Source organism: Candidatus Nitrospira salsa (assembly GCF_965152625.1).
Genome location: NZ_CBCUCO010000002.1, coordinates 1,827,678 through 1,847,222, shown reverse-complemented (window position 1 = coordinate 1,847,222; position 19,545 = coordinate 1,827,678). Strand labels below are relative to the sequence as shown.

Here is a 19,545-nt window from a genome sequence, read left to right as displayed (position 1 = left end):
CAGGAGTGTGCCGTATATGGAGATTCCGTTTTAAAATGAAACATCCCACTGTAATCGGACGCGCTGTTCTGTGAGGTCTTTTCCGACTGGCTGAGCTAATGTCAAGTGAGAGACATCCATCGTGATTTTATTGCGATGTCCTGCGAAGAACCAGTTCGTCGCGAACGTGAATTCTTGGAGTTTGTCGTCTTTCACTGACACATTGGGGTCGACAAAGGCATACCGGAACGCGAATTCCAATGGCTTCGGAATGACCGGGATGATGTAATGCGGAAAGTACCCAATCTGTGCATAACTACCCATCAAATTGGTCTTTGAGTTCGCTACTCCACCAATGCCACCACCTGAATCTTTGACTTGCTTCCAGTGATATTCGTGTTGAATCGAGAGTCCCGCCCATTTAAAGGCGAATTCTTCTACCAACCCTTCGACGCGAAACTGTCCGTCGGCGGCGTTGCTATCGCTTGTAAAGCCGAGCCCAAGGGAGTTATTGGTTCCTAATGATCCACAACCACTGGACGACCAACGTGTACATTTCCCTGTCGTGGTATATCCGGCGAATGCGAGGCTTCCTGTGGGTTTCTCATGATAGGCCGTATCACTTTGTTCCCATTTGAGATCTCTCCCCAAAAAATTCCATTGAAAACGGCCAAAATACATCATTTGATCGTCGTCATTGGCTTCACCTCGTCCTGAACCCGTGAACACACCGGCATAATACCGTGAATCCAGCAGTGTCCCTGGCGCTAAATGTCCATGGAGCATGACACCGACTTGACGGTCAATCGTGAACACGCTGTTGACGATTGATCGTTCGACAAACTGTTGTTTTCCGGATGAGTCTACCCGTTCGCGGTTGTAGTTGATTTTCCATTGACCGATTTGCAACTGCATCCATTGATATTTTTCAAGCATAATCCGCCAGTCTATTACTCGTGTAGAGGAGTCAACTGGATCGTCGCCAGCCGATCGAGTCGGCTGCCAATCGACTTCGAAGTAGTATTTGAGCCAGGGGCGATATCCATGTCCACCGACTTTCATACGAACTCGCCGGAGTTCAAAGGTGCTTTCCTCATTGTCCGAAAAATCTCCAACGCTGTCCGGGTCTCCCCGTTCCGGGTAGGTAAACCGGCCTTGGAATCTCCATTGAATGGCGGTTTTAAACAATCCGTCTACTGTTGAAAATGTGAACCCTTTCTTATCCCAGCCAACGAGTACGGAAGAATCGTCTTTCTGTTGACTCATCTCGTGAGCCTTTTTCTCTTCCTGTGCCTGAATACGAATGTAATCTTCTTTTGAGATGGTCCCTTTTTCACGAAGGACGTCGGCTAGAGTGTCCCCAGCTAAGACAGGCAATGGAGCCGCACCTCCAAAAGCCAGCAAGAGTATGGGCATGAGAATTTTCATTCTGCTCAGAATCATTCAAACCTCCAAGTTAGTGATGATATAAAAATTTTCAATTTTCAAATGCTGAGAATTGTTCTGTGATCTTGGACGTGAGGATAAACGAGACCTGTTACGTTCGTGTTACAGAGAAGTCAAAGTGCCGTAAATTGTGAAGTTGTTGAGGAAAGGGAGATCGAAAAAGGGGAGATCGAAAACAATTAACCCCGAACGCCATTGATGTACGCAGCGGTGAGATCCTGTTGAGGATGTTCAAAAATCTCTTGAGTCGGACCAAACTCGATCAACTCTCCGGCCTGCTTTTGATTCCAGAAGACTCCCACATAATCGGCAATTCGATGAGCTTGAGCGAGATTGTGCGTTACGATGATAACGGTGTACTGGCCTCGTAAGCTAAAAATCAGATCTTCCACTGTTCCACTGGAAAGTGGGTCGAGTGCACTGCAGGGTTCATCCATGAGCAAGACTTCAGGAGACAGGACGAGTGCGCGGGCCATGCACAGCCGTTGTTGTTGTCCACCGGAGAGGAGTAGGGCCGATGTGTCCATTCGATCCTTTACTTCATTCCAGAGTCCCACATCCATGAGCGCCTGTTGAGTACGTTCTAGAATGAGATCTTTTTCGGTGACGCCGTGTTCTTTGAGTGGAAATTCTAGGTTTTTCTGAATAGACATCGGAAACGGATTGGGCTTTTGGAAAATCATGCCAATTCGACGTCGAAGTTGAAGCACGTCAATCGTTGGAGACAAAATGTCGAGGTTTTCGATGTGTACTTGTCCTGAAACTTTACATTCTGGAAGTAAATCAATGAGCCGGTTTAAACAGAGGAGGAAACTTGTTTTTCCACTTCCAGAGGGACCGACGATTGCGGTTAAACACCCACGGTATATGGTGAGTGAAATATGTTCAAAAGCCGGGCGATTGCCGTACGTGAGAGAAAGGTCCGTCGTTTGTATGAGGGGATCGGGATCGCAACAGGGTGCAATATTTCTATTGGATGATGAGGCGGTTTGTGATTTTGGAAACTGAGAGGGAGAGCTCATGTGCTCATGATCCTTGAGTGCATCCAACGTTTTGAAATCCAAAGAGAAAGACTATTGAGGGTCAGCACGCAAATGATTAAGACAAGAGCGGTCGAATAGGCAGCGTGGTCTCCACCGGGAACATTCATGGAGAGATCGTAAATATGAATCGACAATGCACGCCCGGAATCGAAGAGAGATTCTGGCATTCGACTGACATATCCGCTCGTAAAGATGAGTGCGGCTGTTTCGGCAATGGCTCGACCGAGTCCGAGTACTAATCCCACAACCAACGCCGGTATGGCGGCTGGCAAGAGAAGATGAAGGAGTGTGGCTCGTTTGGTCAGCCCTAATGCTGCAGCAGATACACGATACTCCTGTGGAAGTGCTCGAAAACCTTGTTCGGTGGTCCTGACTAAAATTGGGAGAACCATGCATGCTAAGGTCAAGCCTCCAGAGAGAATGGAAAACCCCAGTCCGAGTAATTGGCAAAAGAAGGCATTGCCAAACAGGCCAAACACAATCGAGGGGACGCTGGCTAACATATCGAGGCTTCGTCCAGTCAATTGAGCAAGCGGGTGAGACTCTGATGTAAATTCAGCCAGAAACATGGCTGTTCCAAGTCCGATCGGGAGTGCAACGGCCATACACACTAAGAGAATGAGCCCAGTCGAAACAAGGATAGAATTGATTCCACCTGAACGTCCGGCATCTGCGGGAGGGTTGGTGAGAAACTCCCAAGAAAGATGACCGGTACCCTGCCAGATCAGACCTCCAATCAACCAGAGAAACACGCAGCCGATTAATCCTGCAATGGTCCAGATCATTGCTGTTGGCCACATGTTGTATGTGAATGGGACGTGTTTATCCATAGGCCTGGTTCGCTCGAGCGCGTTGAGTGCCCATGATCAACACGATCACCATGGTGAGAAGGAAAAGACCGGTTAAAAAAAGTGACGAACGATGTATGTCAGTCGCATAAGCCATTTCCAATGCAATATTGGCCGTAAGCGTGCGGATCGGATCAAACATGCTTGAGGGGTATTGCACCACGTTTCCGCAGACCATCAAGATGGCCATGGTTTCTCCAAGAGCTCGACCGGTTTGCAGCACCACGCCCGTAAGAATTCCAGGCCTCGCACTTGGAAGTATGATCTGGTGAATCATGCTCCAACGTGTACAGCCTAATGCCGTCGCACCCTGGATGTATTCTTTTGGCACTTGATGCAAGGCCGAGAGACTGACCAATGTCACGGTCGGAAATATCATGATCGTTAAGATGAGGATACCGGCTAAGAGGCTTGGCCCAGGTGGATGAAGGCTGGCAATGAGTGGGACGAGGACCACAAGTCCCCAGAGTCCATACACGACAGATGGAATGCCTGCCAGTAATTCGATGAAGGCGCGATAGCCCGATGTCATGGCTTGAGGGGCATAATATTCACAAAATAGTGCGGAACAAATACCGAGGGGAGTGGCAAGGACCACCGCGCCAATCGTGGCGAACAATGTTCCAATGAACATGGGCAGAAGGTTGTAGGCGCCTTCTGTGGGATGCCACGATGCATCCGTAAAAAAGGCGGTCACACCAATATGTTGAAGGGCAGGAAGTGATTCAATGATCAGAAAGATCAGAATGCAGACGAGCAGGATGCCCGCTATTCCTGCAACACACCTGAGAGTGTGGAAGAGGATGCGATCACCCTTGGCGGGGGACGAAGTAATGGTGCGTGACCAAGTCATGAGTGCGCTCTGATGTTGCAAAATCGATAAACGTTTTTACCTGGTCAACGGGAACCGTTTTTGTGACAAGGTTTAATGGGCGTGAAAGCGGAAAACGACCAGCTTGTACTTCTTCAAGGGAGGCGGGAATTTCGCCCAATGTCAATAATTTAATGGGCACATCATGGGCGGCATCGTATTCTGCGGTGCCAATGGATACGTAGGCAATGGCGTTTGGATTTCCTGCAACGGTTTTGATGCCTTGTTCGTTATCACCGATGACGACATGAGCGTTGATTTGTGAACTCGTGAGGTGAAAATGATGCAAAAAGAGTTCGAGTGTTGCCCGCCCTTCTGCCTTGTTCAGGACTATGATGGGCGCGTCGATGCCTCCGACTTCTTCCCAATTACTGACGTTGCCGGTATAAATCTTGACGATCTCGTCGGGATTAAGAGATGTCAGTGGATTGGATTGATGGACAATGATTCCAATACCGTCATGGGCTAAGAGGGTTCCATGAAGATCGTGTTCGCTGGCACTCAGTGAACGAGATGCCATGCCGATGTCTGCTAATCCTTGACGAATATCGGCGATTCCTCGAGAAGAACCGCCCGTTTGCACATCAATGCGTGAACCGGGGTATTGGGTCTCAAACCGCTTTCCGATTTCCGCAACAAGCGGTGCGATGGTGCTTGAGCCGGTAATCACGAGTTTAAAATGATCAGACGACGTTGCCGAGGAGTCTTGACAGGCGGAAAGTGTCAGAAAGAGGAGTGCGACGGTCAGTGATTGTGGGAGAAACGATATCATCGTTGTGGGTGTTTCTTGTGTTGGATCGGGAACGAGAGTTGGCAGCATCCCAGGTCAAGAGCGTTGGCTGTCGTTGACATGGCAACATCAGGTGACAGTTGATATCGCACGGTTTTCCCGCTTCGAGTGGATTCAACCAGTCCGACTTCTCGCAAGTGAGCCAAGTGGTGGGACAGAAGGCTTTGTTCGATATCTAAAGTCTGCAGTAGTTCACTGACAAGTCTAGGTTGATCCATTAACGATTCAAGCACCGCTAAGCGAGTTGTGTCAGCAAGAGCTTTGAGTTTGTCGGCGCACGTGGGAGTGTGATTTTTCATTAGCGCGTAGTATTCGTATTAAGAAAATTGTTACATGAAAAAATATTCATATGAAAGAAGCAACGTTTGTAGATGATATGTTTGGAGAAGTCAATTAGAATAGTGCCGTGTGTATTACTCAATAAAGAAGAACCCCATGTTTTTATGTTCCCCATGTAAGCAATGATCGAATGCCTATGTCGAGAAGGTTGGTGCTTTTGGGGGTAGAGAGCATAATGTAGGAGCAGAGATGTCTTGACGGCATCTTGCGAGTAAAGGGAGGATACGCTATGTCGACTGTCGGCCAACTCATGACAAAAGATGTGAGTAGGATCTCAGAGGATGCCAGTATTCACGAAGCGGCTAATCTGATGCAGAAACAGCGGATTGGGTCACTCCTTGTTCAGAAGGGGCAAGACTATTCAGGCATTATTACGGAGACTGATATCGTTCGAGGGGTTGCCGAGCAACGTGATATGTCGCAACTGACGGTGCAGGCGCTCATGTCCAGTCCCATTATTACGGTCAACAGAACACTTTCTCCTCAATATGCTCGTGATCTCATGGCAGATCGTCATATTCGCCACTTGGCCGTAACGGAAGATGATAAAATCGTGGGTGTCATTTCAGTTCGAGATCTCTTGGCCTATTTCAAAACCGTGATAAAAACCCTTGAATAGTGCGCATTCCCAATAAAAGAGAAATAGGTGGTGGTTGCTATGCTCAGAGGAGGACGTTCGGGTCAGGTGTTGGGTTATTAATGAGATAGATGGGTTTGAGTTTTCATGTGCTTTGAGTAGGAGTGCGGCCTTTATTTGCATGACCATATTTCATTGTCGTGAATATTCCGGTATGAAAATTAGAGGAATATACAAACTTGCCTTTTCTCGACCGTTACCTCTTATCATCCAGCTTCATCCACCCTCCTGCGTGATCAGACTTTAGCCGCATCTTTTATATTTTGGGGTTGAGATTTTCAGAGAATATCCCGACATAAAGAAGCATGGGATCATGCCGGTGAAGACTGAAGAACAAAACCCATCTTGTCATTAAACAAGACTATTCACATTCCAGGAGAAGAACGATGAGGCAACCAGAGTTGGAGTCGATTTGGGAATTAGTGAGTCGTGTGTGTAAGTCTCACCCTTGGCACGGCGTCCCTATTGGGTCTGATGCCCCACGAGTCATCACCGCCTATATTGAAATTGTGCCAAGCGATACGTTGAAGTATGAATTGGACAAACAGACGGGACATTTGAAAGTCGATCGTCCTCAACGTTTCTCGAATATTTGCCCATCGCTGTATGGCCTCATTCCTCGAACGTGTTGTGGAAAACAGGTTGGAACGTTGTGTGCCAGTCGGACCGACCGACCGAATGTCGTGGGAGATGGCGATCCGCTTGATATCTGTGTCATTGCAGAAAAAACCATTACCCATGGCGATGTGCTTCTAGAAGCCAGGCCCATAGGCGGATTGCGCATGATTGATGGTGATGAAGCCGATGACAAAATCATTGCCGTGATGAAAGGGGATGTGGTTTATGAGGATTGGCACGAAATTGAACAGTGTCCCCCTGCATTGATTGAACGACTCAAACATTATTTTCTCACCTATAAAGACATTCCGGGTTCGACTCACCGTCACTGTGAAATTGCCGAAGTCTATGGACGAGAAGAAGCCTATGAAGTGATTCGGCGAAGCCAAGAAGATTATTTGCTCGAATATCCAAGTATTGAAGCCCTCTTGACCACCCCTCTCTAAGCCTGCCTTTCTGTTTGTCGTACGAAGGTTGTCCTTTTGCGTACAGGACCCTCCTAGAAGTCATTCTGTAGAGATAAGATCTGATCTTCTATCCCTTGCTTGATTGTGTACGGTGTTCAGCCAGACCTTCCTCAGAATCGGAGACACATGTCTGAACACCTCTGGTCCCGGTATCCACAATTCCAAAATTGATAGAATCCAGTGTGGCCTCCTTCCTACATGAGGGTTGCCAAATTCATCTGAAGGCCCTACGCTTAACACTAAATGTTTGGCAAGACATGCTCCGTAGCATGATTTTTGCGTGTTCTGGTGTGAAGAGCAGGGAGGTTGTGGAATTTTTCTATTCATAATATTTTTCTTTCTAGAGATATGACCGTATGGAGGACCATCAATATGAAGCATTTTTCCTATGTGCACATCTGTGTCATTTTTGTCTCACTCTCTCTGTTGTGGGGATGTGAAGACGCACCTCAAACATCCCTTTCTGAGACTCAACAAGCCTTAGAAGACGCTCGGCAGGCGGGTGCTGCGGACACCGCTCCTCATCTATTCGGCCAAGCCGAGGATTTTTTTCAACAGGCAACGGATGAGATTCAGGCGCAGGGTGATCAGTTTGGAATTTTTCGCGACTACTCCAAGGCGCAGGATCTATTGACGCAGGCCAAAGTGACAGCCATTGAGGCAAAAAATAAAGGACAAGCGCAGGCAAGTCTCCAGCCTGAAATGGTTTCAGAAGATTCGGAGGGTGAAAAGGAGGAGATCATTCGTGCCATCACAGAAGCACGGGGAATGGTGAGACAGGCGAGCGATCTTCTGACGAGGGCCCCGGAGGGAAAGGACGTCGAGTTGGTGTTGCAGATCATGGAAATTGATCTTCGTTCCGCCGAGTCCTCACTTGCTGAAATCCCCAAAGATATGACGCCTCCAGACTATGCGATGGCTCGAGAAAAAGCCGAATCGGCCAACAATGTCGCCTCACGAGTGCGTGAACAGATTCTCCAGGCGATAGAGAAGGCCGAAAGAGAGGGGTCGTAAGAACGTGGGTTGCATGGATAGTTGGAAGGCACTGAGATATTTTGAGAGACCTTATCGTCAGTCATGTGCAACATAACAGTGTTGTCGAGGAAAAGATAACGGGAGACGGTTGTGTATCGAGTACTACGTTGGATTGAACGAACCCATTGGCGCACGGTATTGACGCTCTCATTCATGTGTTCGTGTACCTTATCGCTTGTGTTTGCCGGTACCGTGAATGAATCAGTGGAACAGCCGAGTTCGGTGAACGTATCATTTAAACAGGGTGTCGGGCCATCTGAGTCCAATCGTTATCGTCCGACGGTAGAAGAAATCACTCATCATGCTGCCAGAGAAAAACCCCAGACCGCAGCAACGGGACATGCACCCAATCTCCCTTCTTCGACAAGCATGGACGAAGAAATTTCACTCCTTGTAGATCTTTCCAAAAATTTGTTACAGGTCAAGCGGGGTGATCGAGTGATTCGTACGGCCTTAGCCGCCACGGGAAGCGGCAAGATATTACACGACCCGCAAGATCCTTCAAGGAAATGGACATTTGAAACACCAAAAGGAAAGTTCACCATTCAGAATAAGTTGAAGGATCCAGTATGGATTCGGCCTGATTGGGCGTTTATTGAGAAGGGGAACCCTGTCCCAGAGAACAGCGAGCACCGACTGCTACCGAACGTGTTAGGTGATTATGCTCTGGGTTTTGGTGATGGATATTTCATTCATGGGGCACTGTATACCTATTTGCTGGGATTTAATGTTACGCACGGATGTATCCAACTCAATGATGAAGATCTAGAGTATATTTTTGAGACCGTTCCGGTCGGAGCGACATTAGTGATTGTCTGAGTTCATAAGGTAGCGGTTGATGGTGCCATGGGCTCATGATCATACATTACACTCTTCATAGAGATACCCCTGTTCCGTGTCTAGGTTTTGGAGAACACTATGCAAAAACTGTTAAATGGCCTTCGAATTTTTCAACGTCAGGTATTTAAGGAAAAACAAGAATTATTTCATACGTTATCTCGTCAGCAAGAACCGCGGGCGCTGTTCATCACCTGCTCTGATTCACGGGTGGATCCCACGATGCTCACGCAAACCGAACCTGGAGAATTATTTATTCTTCGAACGGCCGGCAATCTCATCCCAACCTATGGGGCTGCGATAGGCGGAAGTACGGCAACCGTGGAATATGCTCTTTCCGTGTTGAACATCCAAGATATCATTATCTGCGGACATACGGATTGCGGCGCCATGAAAGCCTTACTCCACCCGGAAACGCTTGAAGGATTGCCGGCGGTCAAAGTGTGGTTACAACAGGCTGAGACAACTCAGAGGATTATGGATGATCATTTTACGCATCTCTCTGGAGACGAATTGTTCGAAGCGACGATCAAAGAAAATGTGATCGTGCAGTTAGACCATCTTCGTACCCATCCAGCAGTCGCCACAAAACTAAAAAAAGAGAATCTCCGACTGCATGGATGGGTCTATTCCATTGAATCTGGTACCGTGTGGATCTATGATTTTGAGAAAAAAGAATTCTTGGAATTGGAACGTGAGATCTAAGTAAAGACTTCGGTTCGTTGGAACGAATTACTTGCAGCGTATCAGCGTATTGTTGTCTGTGTGATGAAAAATAGGTGTCTGTCCATGGATTTGTAGTTGGGTATCTTCTGCATAGCTAAAGCGGTCTTCGCTGTGAATCGTTACCGCAAGTTCATACCGTACCGTCTTCGCATGTGTATCAAGATAGCGGTTTGAGAGCACCCCGTACGTTTCCGATCCCGCCTCGGCTGTCATGGTGAATGATTTCCCGTTTGCCTCGGCCGTTCCCCCAGCATTGACCGCAATGCCTCTCGGAACAATAAAGCAGCGTAACACCTGTTTAGCTGCTGTATCCCACAACCAATACCCGACTTCCTCATGAAAGGGGCTCTCAAGGCCCATGGGCCAGGCTGTGTGGTTCGATATCGCAAGGCGTAGAGTGTCTGTGAGCCATTGCTCACTGGTCCAAATAGTTCAAAGATTTGTTCTCGAAAGGGTGTTTTCCTTTGGCCTTCCGTGATTGATGGAGCAAGGTCCGTACCCTGATCGCCTTCCCATGTTCCAGCTAGGGGGTCCTAAGGGACCGAGATTCTGAATCAGTTCCGCATCGGTCATGTCAGCTTTCTCCTTTTACGAATAAACCTGTTGAAACTGTATCGTCTCTCTGTGAATGCCTGTTAGTTTTTCTCATTCATGACGTCCAGACTCGGAAAGATTGCATCCAGCGGAGGCTGTGGAGAATGGCTCCTGCCAATTTCGGCACACTGAGCTGAATAGGCCGTGTGTTCATACATTGCAAAACATAGTCTGTCGCTTGGGCTGTGCTCATCATCAATGGTTTGCGTGCGGCCTTCGGAAGTTTCGTATCAACATACCCAAAGCGAATGTTGGTCACATGGACGCCATGTGAGCGAAGTTTTAAGGCCATCGCGACCAAATAGTTACTGAAGGCCGCTTTTGAGGCGGTATAGGATGGGGCATCTTCATTATAAAAATCGTCAGCTAAACTGGAAAGCCCAATGAAATGTCCGTGTTTTCGACTGATCCAGCCTGGAGTCAGGGCAGCAAAGGTTTTCACCATTGCCGTGAGGTTCACTTCAATGACTTGGGCTTCTCTGGAAAGGTCAGGGAGGGTAAGTTCTGAGCCAATGGCTGCACAATAAATGCAGGTATCAAATGGACCCTCTTCTGCGATCAAGCGCTGTAAGAGATCTGGATACTCTGGGGTGGAAACATCAAGCACCTCATGGCGAGGACCATTGTTCCCCAGCGGGCTCGGACTGCGAGAGATACCAACGATCTCATCACCTTGTGTGACGAGTGCATGAGTGACGGCAGCGCCAATGCCATCTGAATTGCCAATAATCAGAATTTTTTGTGGCATGAATGAACGAAAGAATTTGGTTTCGTATGGGGTAAGACTTTCACTGATCAAAACAACAAAAAACAGACTTGTCAACCGAGAAAAGACAACCTGTACATTTTATTGTGGGTTGGCTAGGATGGGCCAAAAGTTTCATGCGACTCATCTACGTTGTCTTTTTTATGGTATGAATGTAGAGCAAAATCCTGAGGCAATGACACCGAATTACTTTTACTAGAGGCTATGGGACTGGCCGATTCAGAGGAGCCTCATTACCCGCTATGACTGAACCAACCATTATCTGCCCGAAGTGTCAGACCGAAATCAAACTTACTGAGTCGCTTGCTGCGCCTCTGCTTCAAACGACAAAACAGGATTATGAACGGCGGTTAGCACAGAAAGATGCCGATTCAGCCAAACGTGAGGCAGCGTTAGGTGCACGGGAAGCGGCAATAGCAAAGGAACGGGAAACGCTGGATAGTCAGGTAGCTGAAAAACTCAAGCACGAACGTGTTCGAATTTCTGCGGAAGAAGCGAAGAAAGCTAAGTTGGCAATCGGAACTGATCTGGAGCAGAAAGCGAAGGAACTATCTGACTTACAGACCATTCTCAAGCAGCGCGACGAAAAACTTGCAGAAGCACAGAAAGCCCAGGCCGAGTTAATCAAAAAACAACGTGAATTGGATGACGCGAAGCGTGAGTTAGACCTTACGGTAGAGAAACGGGTGCAAGAAGGACTCACTGTCACGCGAGAGCAAGCGAAGAAAGAAGCCGAAGAGTCGCTGAGTCTCAAAGTGAGGGAAAAAGAACAAACGATTTCATCGATGCAAAAACAGATCGAAGATCTCAAGCGAAGAGCCGAGCAGGGTTCACAGCAGTTGCAGGGGGAAGTGCAAGAGTTGGAACTGGAATCGCTGCTATCGACCAAGTTTCCGTTGGATCAGATTCAGCCGGTTCCGAAGGGCGAGTATGGCGGGGATGTGCTGCAACGAGTCATGAGTGGGTTTGGTCAGCCATGTGGTACGATTTTGTGGGAATCGAAACGAACGAAAAACTGGAGCGATGGTTGGCTCACCAAGTTACGCGAAGATCAGCGGCAGGCCAAGTCTGAGATCGCCGTGATCGTCAGTCAGGTGCTGCCAAAAGGTGTGGAAACGTTTGAACTTGTTGATGGCGTGTGGGTCACGCATCCCAAGGCTGCCTTCCCTGTGGCCATTGTCTTGCGTCATACACTCATGGAAGTCGCGTCAGCACGACAGGCGTCAGAAGGACAGCAGACGAAAATGGAAATGGTCTATCAGTATTTAATGGGACCACGCTTCCGTCAGCGCGTGCAAGCCATTGTGGAAGGTTTTACCTCCATGCAGGAAGATCTGGATAAAGAACGCAAAGTGATAACGAAGCAATGGGCCAAACGTGAGGAGCAAATCGATCGCGTCATGCAATCCACCGTCGGCATGTATGGCGACCTCCAAGGCATCGCCGGAAAGACCCTGCAAGAAATCGAGGGGCTTGAGCTGACATCGTTGGATGCGCCCAAGGATGAAGGAAGTGATACCAGTGGGAAGTTATTCGGATGAAAATATATAATGGAAAGTTTCATTGATTGATGCGTAAAGATCAGAAGAAAATTGTGATACTAGCTGGTCCAAATGGTGCTGGGAAAACCACGCTTGCACGAGAGTTTTTGCCGAAGGATGCGAATTGTCCACGGTTTATTAACGCCGACCTCATTGCCTATGGCTTGTCTCCATTCAATCCGGAACTTGCGATGATCCGCGCCGGAAGGTTGATGGTAGAGCAAATGACATCGTTTGTTCGCAAGAGAGAGAGCTTTGCGTTCGAGAGCACATTGAGCGGATTGAGATATGCGCGGCTTATTCCGCAGTGGCAAAAGAAGGGATATCTTGTGAAGCTTATTTTTCTTCGGTTAGATCACCCCCAGATTGCTATTGCGAGGGTTGTCGGACGCGTGGCTCATGGTGGACATGATCTTCCTGAGGAAGTCATTCGAAGACGATTTCGGGCGGGGTCTCGTCATTTTGAACAGACCTATAAAACGTTGGTGGATCGGTGGATACTCTATGAGAATTCCCAAGAACGCCCCATCTGGGTTGAGGAAGGCCAAAATATACGATGACCAAAAGACGTCCTTCTGTTATAGATTCTGATTTTGCCAAGGTAGGGGCTGCGCTAGAACGGGCTGCGGCGAATGCCAAACTACAAGGACTCCAGACCAATACTCCAGTCTGGATCATTCGTGACGGGGTGATGGTTGACCTCGTTGCGGAAAGTAAGAAGAAAAAACGTTCCAGGGTAAATATTATCAAGGGCGGAATGAGCCGTGAACGACTCGCGAAGAGAACCCCTAAGCGTTCATAGAAAATGAGACCGTTAGGTGGTCATTTGAAATTTCCGTTTAGCATGAGGTTTTTGGTCTTGCCTCCTCGATCCCTCCTCTCAATGTAGCACCTAAATCATCTTGACAAATAAGACCGATCTGAAAAAATGAGCGAATGCTATGGAAGCCTTCACAGGCTTTATAAAACAATCTCGACATTTGACATGTTGAAAGATGATGGAAAGAACCAGAGTGGCAATTTTTCGCATCGAGTTTGTAACGAAAGAAATTCATGGCGAGATGCAGGATTGGATTACTATCGCGCAGGCGGAACCGTGGTCTTGAAGGAACTTTCATGAATAGGTGGTTAGTTATTTTCCTTATGGCTACGGCTTCTTGTGCCGAGGTAAGCCGTACTGAGAAGTCGACTGAGGAGGAGAGGGTTCTTTGTTCTCACGCATGGTCTCAATTCATAGAAGAGAATGTGCGAACGGGCGATGGACAAGCGCACGGTCCCGACATTGGGTCAGATGAGTGGAAGTCGGTGGTTGAGTTCAAGCTTGGTATTCGGGACAAGCCGAATGTTCCGAATCGGGACAGCGAAGCTTGGTGTCGTCATATCGATCAGATTGTACAGAGCAGATTTACATCATCAGCAAAAAATAATGATTTCGACCAAGTGTCGAATTCAACAGGTCCCTCGTTCTCCTGTGATAGTGTCCCAGACGATAACGTCGAAGCCATGATTTGCGGGGATACGGAGTTGTCGGCGCTTGACCGCAAATTCTCCGGCGTTTACGCCGCCGCATCGAAGAAAGCGACGAACGAGCATCCTTCTGTGCTCAAGGCAGAGGAACGGGGGTGGATCAAAGGACGTAACGATTGCTGGAAGAGCAATGACAAGCGCGGATGCGTTCGAGATGGGTATAGACGCCGCATCGCCGAATTGCAGGCGCAGTACCGACTGGTGCCATCTAACGAGCCTGTGCGCTTCGTTTGTGACGGCAATCTCGCCAATGAGGTCGTTGCCACGTTCTTCCAAACCGATCCTTCTACGTTAATCGCTGAACGCGGAGACAGCATCTCGTTGATGTTCGTACAGCCAAGCGGAAGCGGTGCGAAATACCAGGGCCGCAACGAGACCTTTTGGGAACACCACGGCGAAGCATCGATTACCTGGGGCTATGACGCTCCAGAGATGCACTGCAAGAAGGCATCTTGAGGAGGAGATTCGTTCACCAAAATTTAGCGTGACCAGATACTGTTCAGAGAAAAGTTAGGCAAGAAGGACTCCATACACCGATGTGGGTCATCTAAGATCCTATTAAAAGGGGCGCTACCCCTTATGAGGGCCATGGTATATTTGTATGCCCAGAATTACAAGAACCGTCTTTGATGCCCCACATATCACCCAACGGGCAACCGTCGGGAAGATATCCTTTTGACCGGCGGCAGAATGAAGACATGGTAAAGGGTAGCGTCCCCTTTTAGGAGAGGAGTCAGGGGGTAAGTTATTTGGATGATAAGTTTTCTTGACCGTTAAGTCGGTTCAATCGTGTCTTGCATCAAGTCGATACGTTGCGTAGCATGTGGTGAACGATGAAAACATCCTACAGGATTGTGGAATTTCAAGAGCCAGTGATGTATCGGCGGAATGTCGTCTCGCATGTTTGGTAAAGCTCAAAATCATTGAGGCTCGTTCTGACAAAGGAACTCAATATATCGTACAGAAAGGCTTGACTCATGAATGACCAACAATTACTTGATCGGCTCACGATTGATCCCAATATCATGGTTGGTAAACCTATCATCAAGGGAACTCGCTTAACGGTTGAGTATATTCTCAATCTTTTAGCGCATGGCACAACTGTCACAGAAGTGGTGGAGGAATACGAAGGCCTTACACAGGAAGATATTCAGGCGTGTTTGTTGTTTGCCACCAAGTCTTTAGAAGACACCGCGTTCATGCCCTTGGCAGGGAAGGAGTAAGTGCGCTTTCTGGTGGATGAATGTATAGGGCCTGTGGTAGCCCGCTGGATACGAAACTCACACCATGAGGTTTTCTCAGTCTATGAGGAAGCACGAGGGATGACGGATAGTGAAATTATCCAAAAGGCGTATACCGAGAACTGGATTCTCATCACGAACGACAAAGGGTTTGGAGAAAAAGTGTATCGGGAACGTCACCCACATCGGGGTCTCATTTTTCTGCGTCTCGAAGATGAACGGGCGACGAACAAAATCGACACGATTAGAAAAGTGCTTGAACAGTATTCCGAGCAGCTACCCAATCAATTCGTTGTGGTCACTGCAACCCAAGTTCGATTTGGCCATATTGCTTAGGTCAATTTAGAGGCATCGTCTACAATACCCTGCAAGAAATCGAAGGCCTTACGAAGTTTTGTCGCGTTGTTGGATGAGGGAAAAGCAATCGATGATCAAAGACGCCCTTCTGTCATTGATTCTGATTTTGCCAAGGTCGGATCTGCGTTCCAGTGGGCTACGGCCAAGGCCAACAACAAGGATTCCAGGCTAATACGCCAGTCTGGGTCATTCGTGATGGGGTGATGGTTGACCTCGTTGCGGAAAGTAAGCAGAAAAAACGTTCCAGGGTGAATATCATCAAGGGTGGGCTGAGCCGTGAACGACTTGCGAAAAGAATTCCCAAGCATTCGTAGGAAAATGAGGCCGTTGGGTGTTCATTAGAAATTTCCGATGGCCTTTGATCCTACCTCCTCAGAACCTCCTCGCAATTTTCTTCTGACCCAATCTTGACAAATTAGGGGAATGTGTAAAAATCTTCTCTCATAGGAGTGCAAGCTATATCTCTTATCTTTGTAGAGAAAGCGATATCTAAAGTCTAGTTGCGAACTTACATTGAAAAAATGGGAAGAACAAATAGATCGAGTCATGCTCTCTACTTTTGGTATGTATAGCGACCTCCAAGGGATTGGAGCAGGACACTTAAAGAAATCGAAAGCCTCCAAATTAGGTCACTGGATGCACCAAAAGTTAATGGCGAAGACACCGCTGGAAAGTTATTTTGATGAAATACTTTTCTAGCTCGTCAGACATAGACTGTGATTACTCCAGTAGTATATTTAGCAAAACCTAACCCTGTTTCTCCAGCATGCACATATCAATCCATGGTGGGCATGCCAGAGAAAGAAATTCGTCGAACAGGTATGACGAAACATGCGACTTGCCCCTAATAAGGGTTCGTGGAAATGATTCAGAGGGTTAGGTTCTATGTCATAAAACAAGTAACATGACCCCCTATTTCAAATAAGGACAATCTGAGAAAATTCTGCATTGAAATAGAGCAGTGCTACATCATTGTTTTACAAACAAGCCTTTGTCCTAGGCTTAGAGGGGGTGTTAATTGAAAAAGGCAGAAGCAAATTTAGTAAGGATACGTCTCCGCCGTTCGCAGGCTATAATGCCTAACGCGAATAGTCTGACGTACCTGGTCAAAAATTGTACCAGAAGGACTTGTCGTCATTGCAGCCTAATTCCTGGAGAAGCTCTATACATTGACGAAATTTGAAAAATCTAGCATATTCTATCAAATGCCGTTAGATAATACGGCATTTGGGCCGTCTATTTCTAGTTAGGCGGCAAGAAGGGACGTATAAAGTAAGGCTTCGGATGAGCAAAGCAAGAGTCTTTCTTCTGCCAGACCCGGAACTTCGCCCGACAGGCTCTAGCATTGGCAACGTACGCGGTCCCACGAAGTCCGACATCACACGACGAGCTCGTTGCCCAATGTTGGGTGCCAGACGAGGACAACAACATGTCTTGGTTGTCAAGTTTCCCAAACTGGAGCTTGTGGTTAGTGACCATAGGCTCGAGCGCTCTGATTGCAGTGCTAGCTTTCGTTGCTACGGCAGGCTGGGCGGAACTGTCGACCCGTAGCGTTCGAACTGAGCTTGAAGCAGCTGAAAGTCAACGGCAGCATAACGCGCGTAAGGCGATAGTCAAGGCACTAGCCACGGAACTACTGATAAATCGCGCTCAGTTTTTTAAACCGGCATTTGCCGACGCTACGAAGGAGGAGTTGAGTAGGTACGCCGTGTATCCTGTGCTGCAGAGTGACGCTGTTGCTGCAGCTATCGCGAGCGGCTTGTTCACCGAGACCAAAGACACCGAGTTGTTGTCGACGCTGTTTTTTCTGATCGCCGCAATCAACGTATACAATAACGAAGCGAAACTCACGCAGGACAGGCTGAACATTCACACCATCATACCGGACACGGAACTCGCGCGACAGAGAATCGGAGACACTAGAGACGCTTTGAATAGATCAAAGGGTGTCGCCACTGTGCAAGCATCGCTTGGTGACCTAAAAGCCTTTTTGGACGATGAAGGAGTAGACTGGAAGTCCGCAAAGCTCGACCTCGGTCCCTAGGTAATGGCTATTAAAGGGGGCAGTTCACTTGCTTCATAATACTTTCCATTCCTTGCCCGTTCGACATGAAACTAATTTTTTAAAAATATAGAAAGTTCAGCATCAAGCTATCACTTCTCTACACACCAAATCCCCATCATGTCTCGCCCGGCACAACTGATCTATTCCTGACATAATTTCATCACCGAACCCACAATGGGTTTGGCCCAGGCTGGGGTATTGGCAAGGTCTGCTGGCGCAAGAATTTTTCCTTGTTCCATGTGTCGTATAGCGTTTCAACCTTTTCTCGGTACATGTTATTAGATGCCTGCAGGCCAGTCCCCTGAGTGAACACCTCTCATCGTGGGCGGGGCTTGTTTGAGCGCAGCGAGTTGGTCCGCCCCTCAAAGGGTGTTCAGCTCATCCGATGAATCTGGCCTGGGCGTCACTGGTTTTGGGCCCTTTTGCCGAAACAAAAGGGCCTCGGCCGCCGGGACGAACCCCGGCATGCAAACAAGAAGGCTAGGTATTGAGGAGAATATCACACAATCTATGGAATTGAAGGGGTCTAAAGGGGGCCGTTCGCTTGCTTTATAATACTCCCACTTCCTTGCCTGTCCGACATGAAACTAAGTTTTTATTAAGAAATAAAAAGTTCAGCTTTCAAGATTTCACTTCCCTACATCCCTAATTCCTATCAGACTTCGCAGAGTTCAACTGATTTATTTCTGACGTAATTTCATCGCTGACGCTACAATCGGTTTGGCCCAGCTCGAAGTATTGGCGAAATCAACTGGCGCGAGAATTTTTCTTTTTTCCATGTGCAGGATGAATTGAAGTTTGGGTGTGTGGCCCAACAACGGGTCTCCAGAATGACTATTGTCGAACATGCGAAGGGTAGTGAGATGAGGTAATAGTGTAATGAGGTTTAAGCGGCTGTGTTCAAAGCGTCAACGGATAACGTTCGTCGAGATGTCATGACCGCCATGACGGATCCTCGATTGCACTCGTTCAATGTGGAGCGCAGGTGTGGAGAGCCCAACGTACCACACATGGATGCGAATAGCTTTGGCCTTAGCCTATCTCAAAAGTCGTGGGATGGTGTTTCCGGCAAGCGTTGTCTCAATGGCAAAATCAAGGTGTTTCTTTATTGCGTAAGTGAGCAGTCTGATTCCCACCTGGCAGGCTAAGCTGTTAGCGTCTGCTTGAGTCAGTTGAGGGTTGTCCGTGAGCAACGTTCGGGAAACTTCATCGGGATTGAAGTACGATCCTCTAGATTCACGATAATGTTGCACCTGCAATACTGCTCTTCCCCGCGCCGTTCGTACCAGCCAATACGTATATGTTCGACATTAATCAAATGAGTTCCAGTCAGTGTCTAGGAAAATGAGAAGGGTAATGCCTAACGAGCTTTTCGTGCAGCCTTAACGGCAGCGCGGATAAGTTGGGTTGGCGAAGCCAGGAATTCGGTCTTCATGCCTTTTTGGGATTTGGGGGTTTGCATGCTGTTGAGCAGATCATCGAACTCTGCACTTAACCTATCAAGTGTGTTGGCTTGGTTGTTCACTAACGATTCGAACTCCTTATAGAAAAGAAGGACGGCCTTTGGCATGTCATAGCGGGTGATCGCCACGGCGCCTCCGTGAGACGCTTGCACCAAAATCGAGCCAAACTTGTTCTTGACCTTGGTTGCCGCGACCTCCGGGATATCAACCAATTCACCGTGACTATTTCTAAAGGTCAGTTTTTTCATATAGATCCGTATGAATATTGCATTTAATAAGATTTTTGTCTATTTCATCCATATTAGCTATTAAGGCATACGTCTATTGTTAGCTCTAGCGATAGATGCCAATTTTC

General features: G+C 47.8%; 22 protein-coding genes. 13 read left to right on the top strand and 9 right to left on the bottom strand.

What is annotated here, in order from left to right; all coding sequences use genetic code 11:
* Positions 1-30: 30 nt before the first annotated feature.
* The 6 genes from ACWQXP_RS10325 to ACWQXP_RS10300 form a co-directional block, all read right to left on the bottom strand.
* Positions 31-1,407 (bottom strand): porin, encoded by a 1,377-nt coding sequence (locus ACWQXP_RS10325; protein WP_454062736.1) that lies wholly within the window; start codon positions 1,405-1,407, stop codon positions 31-33.
* A 197-nt stretch (positions 1,408-1,604) separates the two neighbouring features.
* On the bottom strand, positions 1,605-2,447 hold the full coding sequence (locus ACWQXP_RS10320; RefSeq protein WP_454062735.1) for a phosphate ABC transporter ATP-binding protein: 843 nt from the start codon (positions 2,445-2,447) through the stop codon (positions 1,605-1,607).
* Positions 2,444-3,298 carry a phosphate ABC transporter permease PstA gene (pstA, locus tag ACWQXP_RS10315; RefSeq protein ID WP_454062734.1) on the bottom strand — a complete coding sequence of 285 codons (855 nt, stop codon included), beginning with the start codon at positions 3,296-3,298 and terminating at the stop codon, positions 2,444-2,446. The genes ACWQXP_RS10320 and pstA overlap by 4 nt, the downstream gene beginning before the upstream one ends.
* Positions 3,291-4,169 carry a phosphate ABC transporter permease subunit PstC gene (pstC, locus tag ACWQXP_RS10310; protein ID WP_454062733.1) on the bottom strand — a complete coding sequence of 293 codons (879 nt, stop codon included), beginning with the start codon at positions 4,167-4,169 and terminating at the stop codon, positions 3,291-3,293. The genes pstA and pstC overlap by 8 nt, the downstream gene beginning before the upstream one ends.
* A complete protein-coding gene (locus ACWQXP_RS10305) occupies positions 4,126-4,959 on the bottom strand; it encodes a phosphate ABC transporter substrate-binding protein (RefSeq protein ID WP_454062732.1) in 834 nt (277 codons plus the stop codon). The genes pstC and ACWQXP_RS10305 overlap by 44 nt, the downstream gene beginning before the upstream one ends.
* Positions 4,956-5,276: an ArsR/SmtB family transcription factor gene (locus tag ACWQXP_RS10300; RefSeq protein ID WP_454062731.1), complete on the bottom strand. Its 321-nt coding sequence runs from the start codon at positions 5,274-5,276 to the stop codon at positions 4,956-4,958. Before ACWQXP_RS10300 ends, ACWQXP_RS10305 begins: the two co-directional genes overlap by 4 nt.
* A 269-nt stretch (positions 5,277-5,545) precedes the next feature.
* On the opposite strand from ACWQXP_RS10300, the gene ACWQXP_RS10295 reads away from it, so the two are divergent.
* The 5 genes from ACWQXP_RS10295 to ACWQXP_RS10275 all read left to right on the top strand — a co-directional run bounded on the left by ACWQXP_RS10295 (position 5,546) and on the right by ACWQXP_RS10275 (position 9,615).
* On the top strand, positions 5,546-5,935 hold the full coding sequence (locus tag ACWQXP_RS10295; RefSeq protein WP_454062730.1) for a CBS domain-containing protein: 390 nt from the start codon (positions 5,546-5,548) through the stop codon (positions 5,933-5,935).
* A 404-nt stretch (positions 5,936-6,339) separates the two neighbouring features.
* Positions 6,340-7,017: an inorganic pyrophosphatase gene (locus ACWQXP_RS10290; RefSeq protein WP_454062729.1), complete on the top strand. Its 678-nt coding sequence runs from the start codon at positions 6,340-6,342 to the stop codon at positions 7,015-7,017.
* Between the two features lie 393 nt (positions 7,018-7,410).
* Positions 7,411-8,052, top strand: a complete 642-nt coding sequence (locus tag ACWQXP_RS10285; RefSeq protein WP_454062728.1) for a hypothetical protein — start codon at positions 7,411-7,413, stop codon at positions 8,050-8,052.
* A 111-nt stretch (positions 8,053-8,163) separates the two neighbouring features.
* A complete protein-coding gene (locus tag ACWQXP_RS10280; RefSeq protein ID WP_454062727.1) occupies positions 8,164-8,892 on the top strand; it encodes a L,D-transpeptidase in 729 nt (242 codons plus the stop codon).
* A gap of 99 nt (positions 8,893-8,991) precedes the next feature.
* On the top strand, positions 8,992-9,615 hold the full coding sequence (locus ACWQXP_RS10275; protein ID WP_454062726.1) for a carbonic anhydrase: 624 nt from the start codon (positions 8,992-8,994) through the stop codon (positions 9,613-9,615).
* 27 nt (positions 9,616-9,642) lie between these two features.
* Here the strand turns inward: ACWQXP_RS10275 and ACWQXP_RS10270 are convergent, their stop codons facing one another.
* Together ACWQXP_RS10270 and ACWQXP_RS10265 are read right to left on the bottom strand one after the other, a co-directional pair.
* Positions 9,643-10,020, bottom strand: a complete 378-nt coding sequence (locus ACWQXP_RS10270) for a heme-binding beta-barrel domain-containing protein (RefSeq protein WP_454063024.1) — start codon at positions 10,018-10,020, stop codon at positions 9,643-9,645.
* Between the two features lie 265 nt (positions 10,021-10,285).
* A complete protein-coding gene (locus ACWQXP_RS10265; RefSeq protein WP_454062725.1) occupies positions 10,286-10,978 on the bottom strand; it encodes an SDR family NAD(P)-dependent oxidoreductase in 693 nt (230 codons plus the stop codon).
* A gap of 260 nt (positions 10,979-11,238) precedes the next feature.
* Here ACWQXP_RS10265 and ACWQXP_RS10260 point away from each other — a divergent pair, with 260 nt between their 5' ends.
* The 8 genes from ACWQXP_RS10260 to ACWQXP_RS10225 all read left to right on the top strand — a co-directional run bounded on the left by ACWQXP_RS10260 (position 11,239) and on the right by ACWQXP_RS10225 (position 17,706).
* Positions 11,239-12,537: a DUF2130 domain-containing protein gene (locus ACWQXP_RS10260; RefSeq protein ID WP_454062724.1), complete on the top strand. Its 1,299-nt coding sequence runs from the start codon at positions 11,239-11,241 to the stop codon at positions 12,535-12,537.
* 29 nt (positions 12,538-12,566) lie between these two features.
* On the top strand, positions 12,567-13,097 hold the full coding sequence (locus tag ACWQXP_RS10255; RefSeq protein ID WP_454062723.1) for a zeta toxin family protein: 531 nt from the start codon (positions 12,567-12,569) through the stop codon (positions 13,095-13,097).
* Positions 13,094-13,339, top strand: a complete 246-nt coding sequence (locus ACWQXP_RS10250) for a hypothetical protein (protein WP_454062722.1) — start codon at positions 13,094-13,096, stop codon at positions 13,337-13,339. Before ACWQXP_RS10255 ends, ACWQXP_RS10250 begins: the two co-directional genes overlap by 4 nt.
* Before the next feature lie 314 nt (positions 13,340-13,653).
* Positions 13,654-14,520, top strand: a complete 867-nt coding sequence (locus ACWQXP_RS10245) for an MliC family protein (RefSeq protein WP_454062721.1) — start codon at positions 13,654-13,656, stop codon at positions 14,518-14,520.
* Between the two features lie 521 nt (positions 14,521-15,041).
* A complete protein-coding gene (locus tag ACWQXP_RS10240) occupies positions 15,042-15,287 on the top strand; it encodes a DUF433 domain-containing protein (RefSeq protein ID WP_454062720.1) in 246 nt (81 codons plus the stop codon).
* Positions 15,288-15,641, top strand: coding sequence for a DUF5615 family PIN-like protein (locus tag ACWQXP_RS10235; protein ID WP_454062719.1), 354 nt, complete (start codon positions 15,288-15,290; stop codon positions 15,639-15,641).
* Positions 15,642-15,793: 152 nt separating this feature from the next.
* The gene (locus tag ACWQXP_RS10230) at positions 15,794-15,976 is read left to right on the top strand and encodes a hypothetical protein (RefSeq protein WP_454062718.1); all 183 of its coding nucleotides are present in this window, start codon (positions 15,794-15,796) and stop codon (positions 15,974-15,976) included.
* Between the two features lie 1,115 nt (positions 15,977-17,091).
* Positions 17,092-17,706, top strand: a complete 615-nt coding sequence (locus tag ACWQXP_RS10225) for a hypothetical protein (protein WP_454062717.1) — start codon at positions 17,092-17,094, stop codon at positions 17,704-17,706.
* Between the two features lie 1,381 nt (positions 17,707-19,087).
* Here the strand turns inward: ACWQXP_RS10225 and ACWQXP_RS10220 are convergent.
* Positions 19,088-19,438 carry a type II toxin-antitoxin system prevent-host-death family antitoxin gene (locus ACWQXP_RS10220; protein ID WP_454062716.1) on the bottom strand — a complete coding sequence of 117 codons (351 nt, stop codon included), beginning with the start codon at positions 19,436-19,438 and terminating at the stop codon, positions 19,088-19,090.
* Between the last annotated feature and the right edge of the window lie 107 nt (positions 19,439-19,545).

Excerpts from the sequence above, each read along its gene's own strand:
- ACWQXP_RS10325 (WP_454062736.1), bottom strand. The coding sequence starts at position 1,407 with ATGAAAATTCTCATGCCCATACTCTTGCTGGCTTTTGGAGGTGCGGCT.
- ACWQXP_RS10320 (WP_454062735.1), bottom strand. The coding sequence starts at position 2,447 with ATGAGCTCTCCCTCTCAGTTTCCAAAATCACAAACCGCCTCATCATCC.
- pstA (WP_454062734.1), bottom strand. The coding sequence starts at position 3,298 with ATGGATAAACACGTCCCATTCACATACAACATGTGGCCAACAGCAATG.
- pstC (WP_454062733.1), bottom strand. The coding sequence starts at position 4,169 with ATGACTTGGTCACGCACCATTACTTCGTCCCCCGCCAAGGGTGATCGC.
- ACWQXP_RS10305 (WP_454062732.1), bottom strand. The coding sequence starts at position 4,959 with ATGATATCGTTTCTCCCACAATCACTGACCGTCGCACTCCTCTTTCTG.
- ACWQXP_RS10300 (WP_454062731.1), bottom strand. The coding sequence starts at position 5,276 with ATGAAAAATCACACTCCCACGTGCGCCGACAAACTCAAAGCTCTTGCT.
- ACWQXP_RS10295 (WP_454062730.1), top strand. The coding sequence starts at position 5,546 with ATGTCGACTGTCGGCCAACTCATGACAAAAGATGTGAGTAGGATCTCA.
- ACWQXP_RS10290 (WP_454062729.1), top strand. The coding sequence starts at position 6,340 with ATGAGGCAACCAGAGTTGGAGTCGATTTGGGAATTAGTGAGTCGTGTG.
- ACWQXP_RS10285 (WP_454062728.1), top strand. The coding sequence starts at position 7,411 with ATGAAGCATTTTTCCTATGTGCACATCTGTGTCATTTTTGTCTCACTC.
- ACWQXP_RS10275 (WP_454062726.1), top strand. The coding sequence starts at position 8,992 with ATGCAAAAACTGTTAAATGGCCTTCGAATTTTTCAACGTCAGGTATTT.
- ACWQXP_RS10265 (WP_454062725.1), bottom strand. The coding sequence starts at position 10,978 with ATGCCACAAAAAATTCTGATTATTGGCAATTCAGATGGCATTGGCGCT.
- ACWQXP_RS10260 (WP_454062724.1), top strand. The coding sequence starts at position 11,239 with ATGACTGAACCAACCATTATCTGCCCGAAGTGTCAGACCGAAATCAAA.
- ACWQXP_RS10255 (WP_454062723.1), top strand. The coding sequence starts at position 12,567 with ATGCGTAAAGATCAGAAGAAAATTGTGATACTAGCTGGTCCAAATGGT.
- ACWQXP_RS10250 (WP_454062722.1), top strand. The coding sequence starts at position 13,094 with ATGACCAAAAGACGTCCTTCTGTTATAGATTCTGATTTTGCCAAGGTA.
- ACWQXP_RS10245 (WP_454062721.1), top strand. The coding sequence starts at position 13,654 with ATGAATAGGTGGTTAGTTATTTTCCTTATGGCTACGGCTTCTTGTGCC.
- ACWQXP_RS10240 (WP_454062720.1), top strand. The coding sequence starts at position 15,042 with ATGAATGACCAACAATTACTTGATCGGCTCACGATTGATCCCAATATC.
- ACWQXP_RS10225 (WP_454062717.1), top strand. The coding sequence starts at position 17,092 with ATGTCTTGGTTGTCAAGTTTCCCAAACTGGAGCTTGTGGTTAGTGACC.
- ACWQXP_RS10220 (WP_454062716.1), bottom strand. The coding sequence starts at position 19,438 with ATGAAAAAACTGACCTTTAGAAATAGTCACGGTGAATTGGTTGATATC.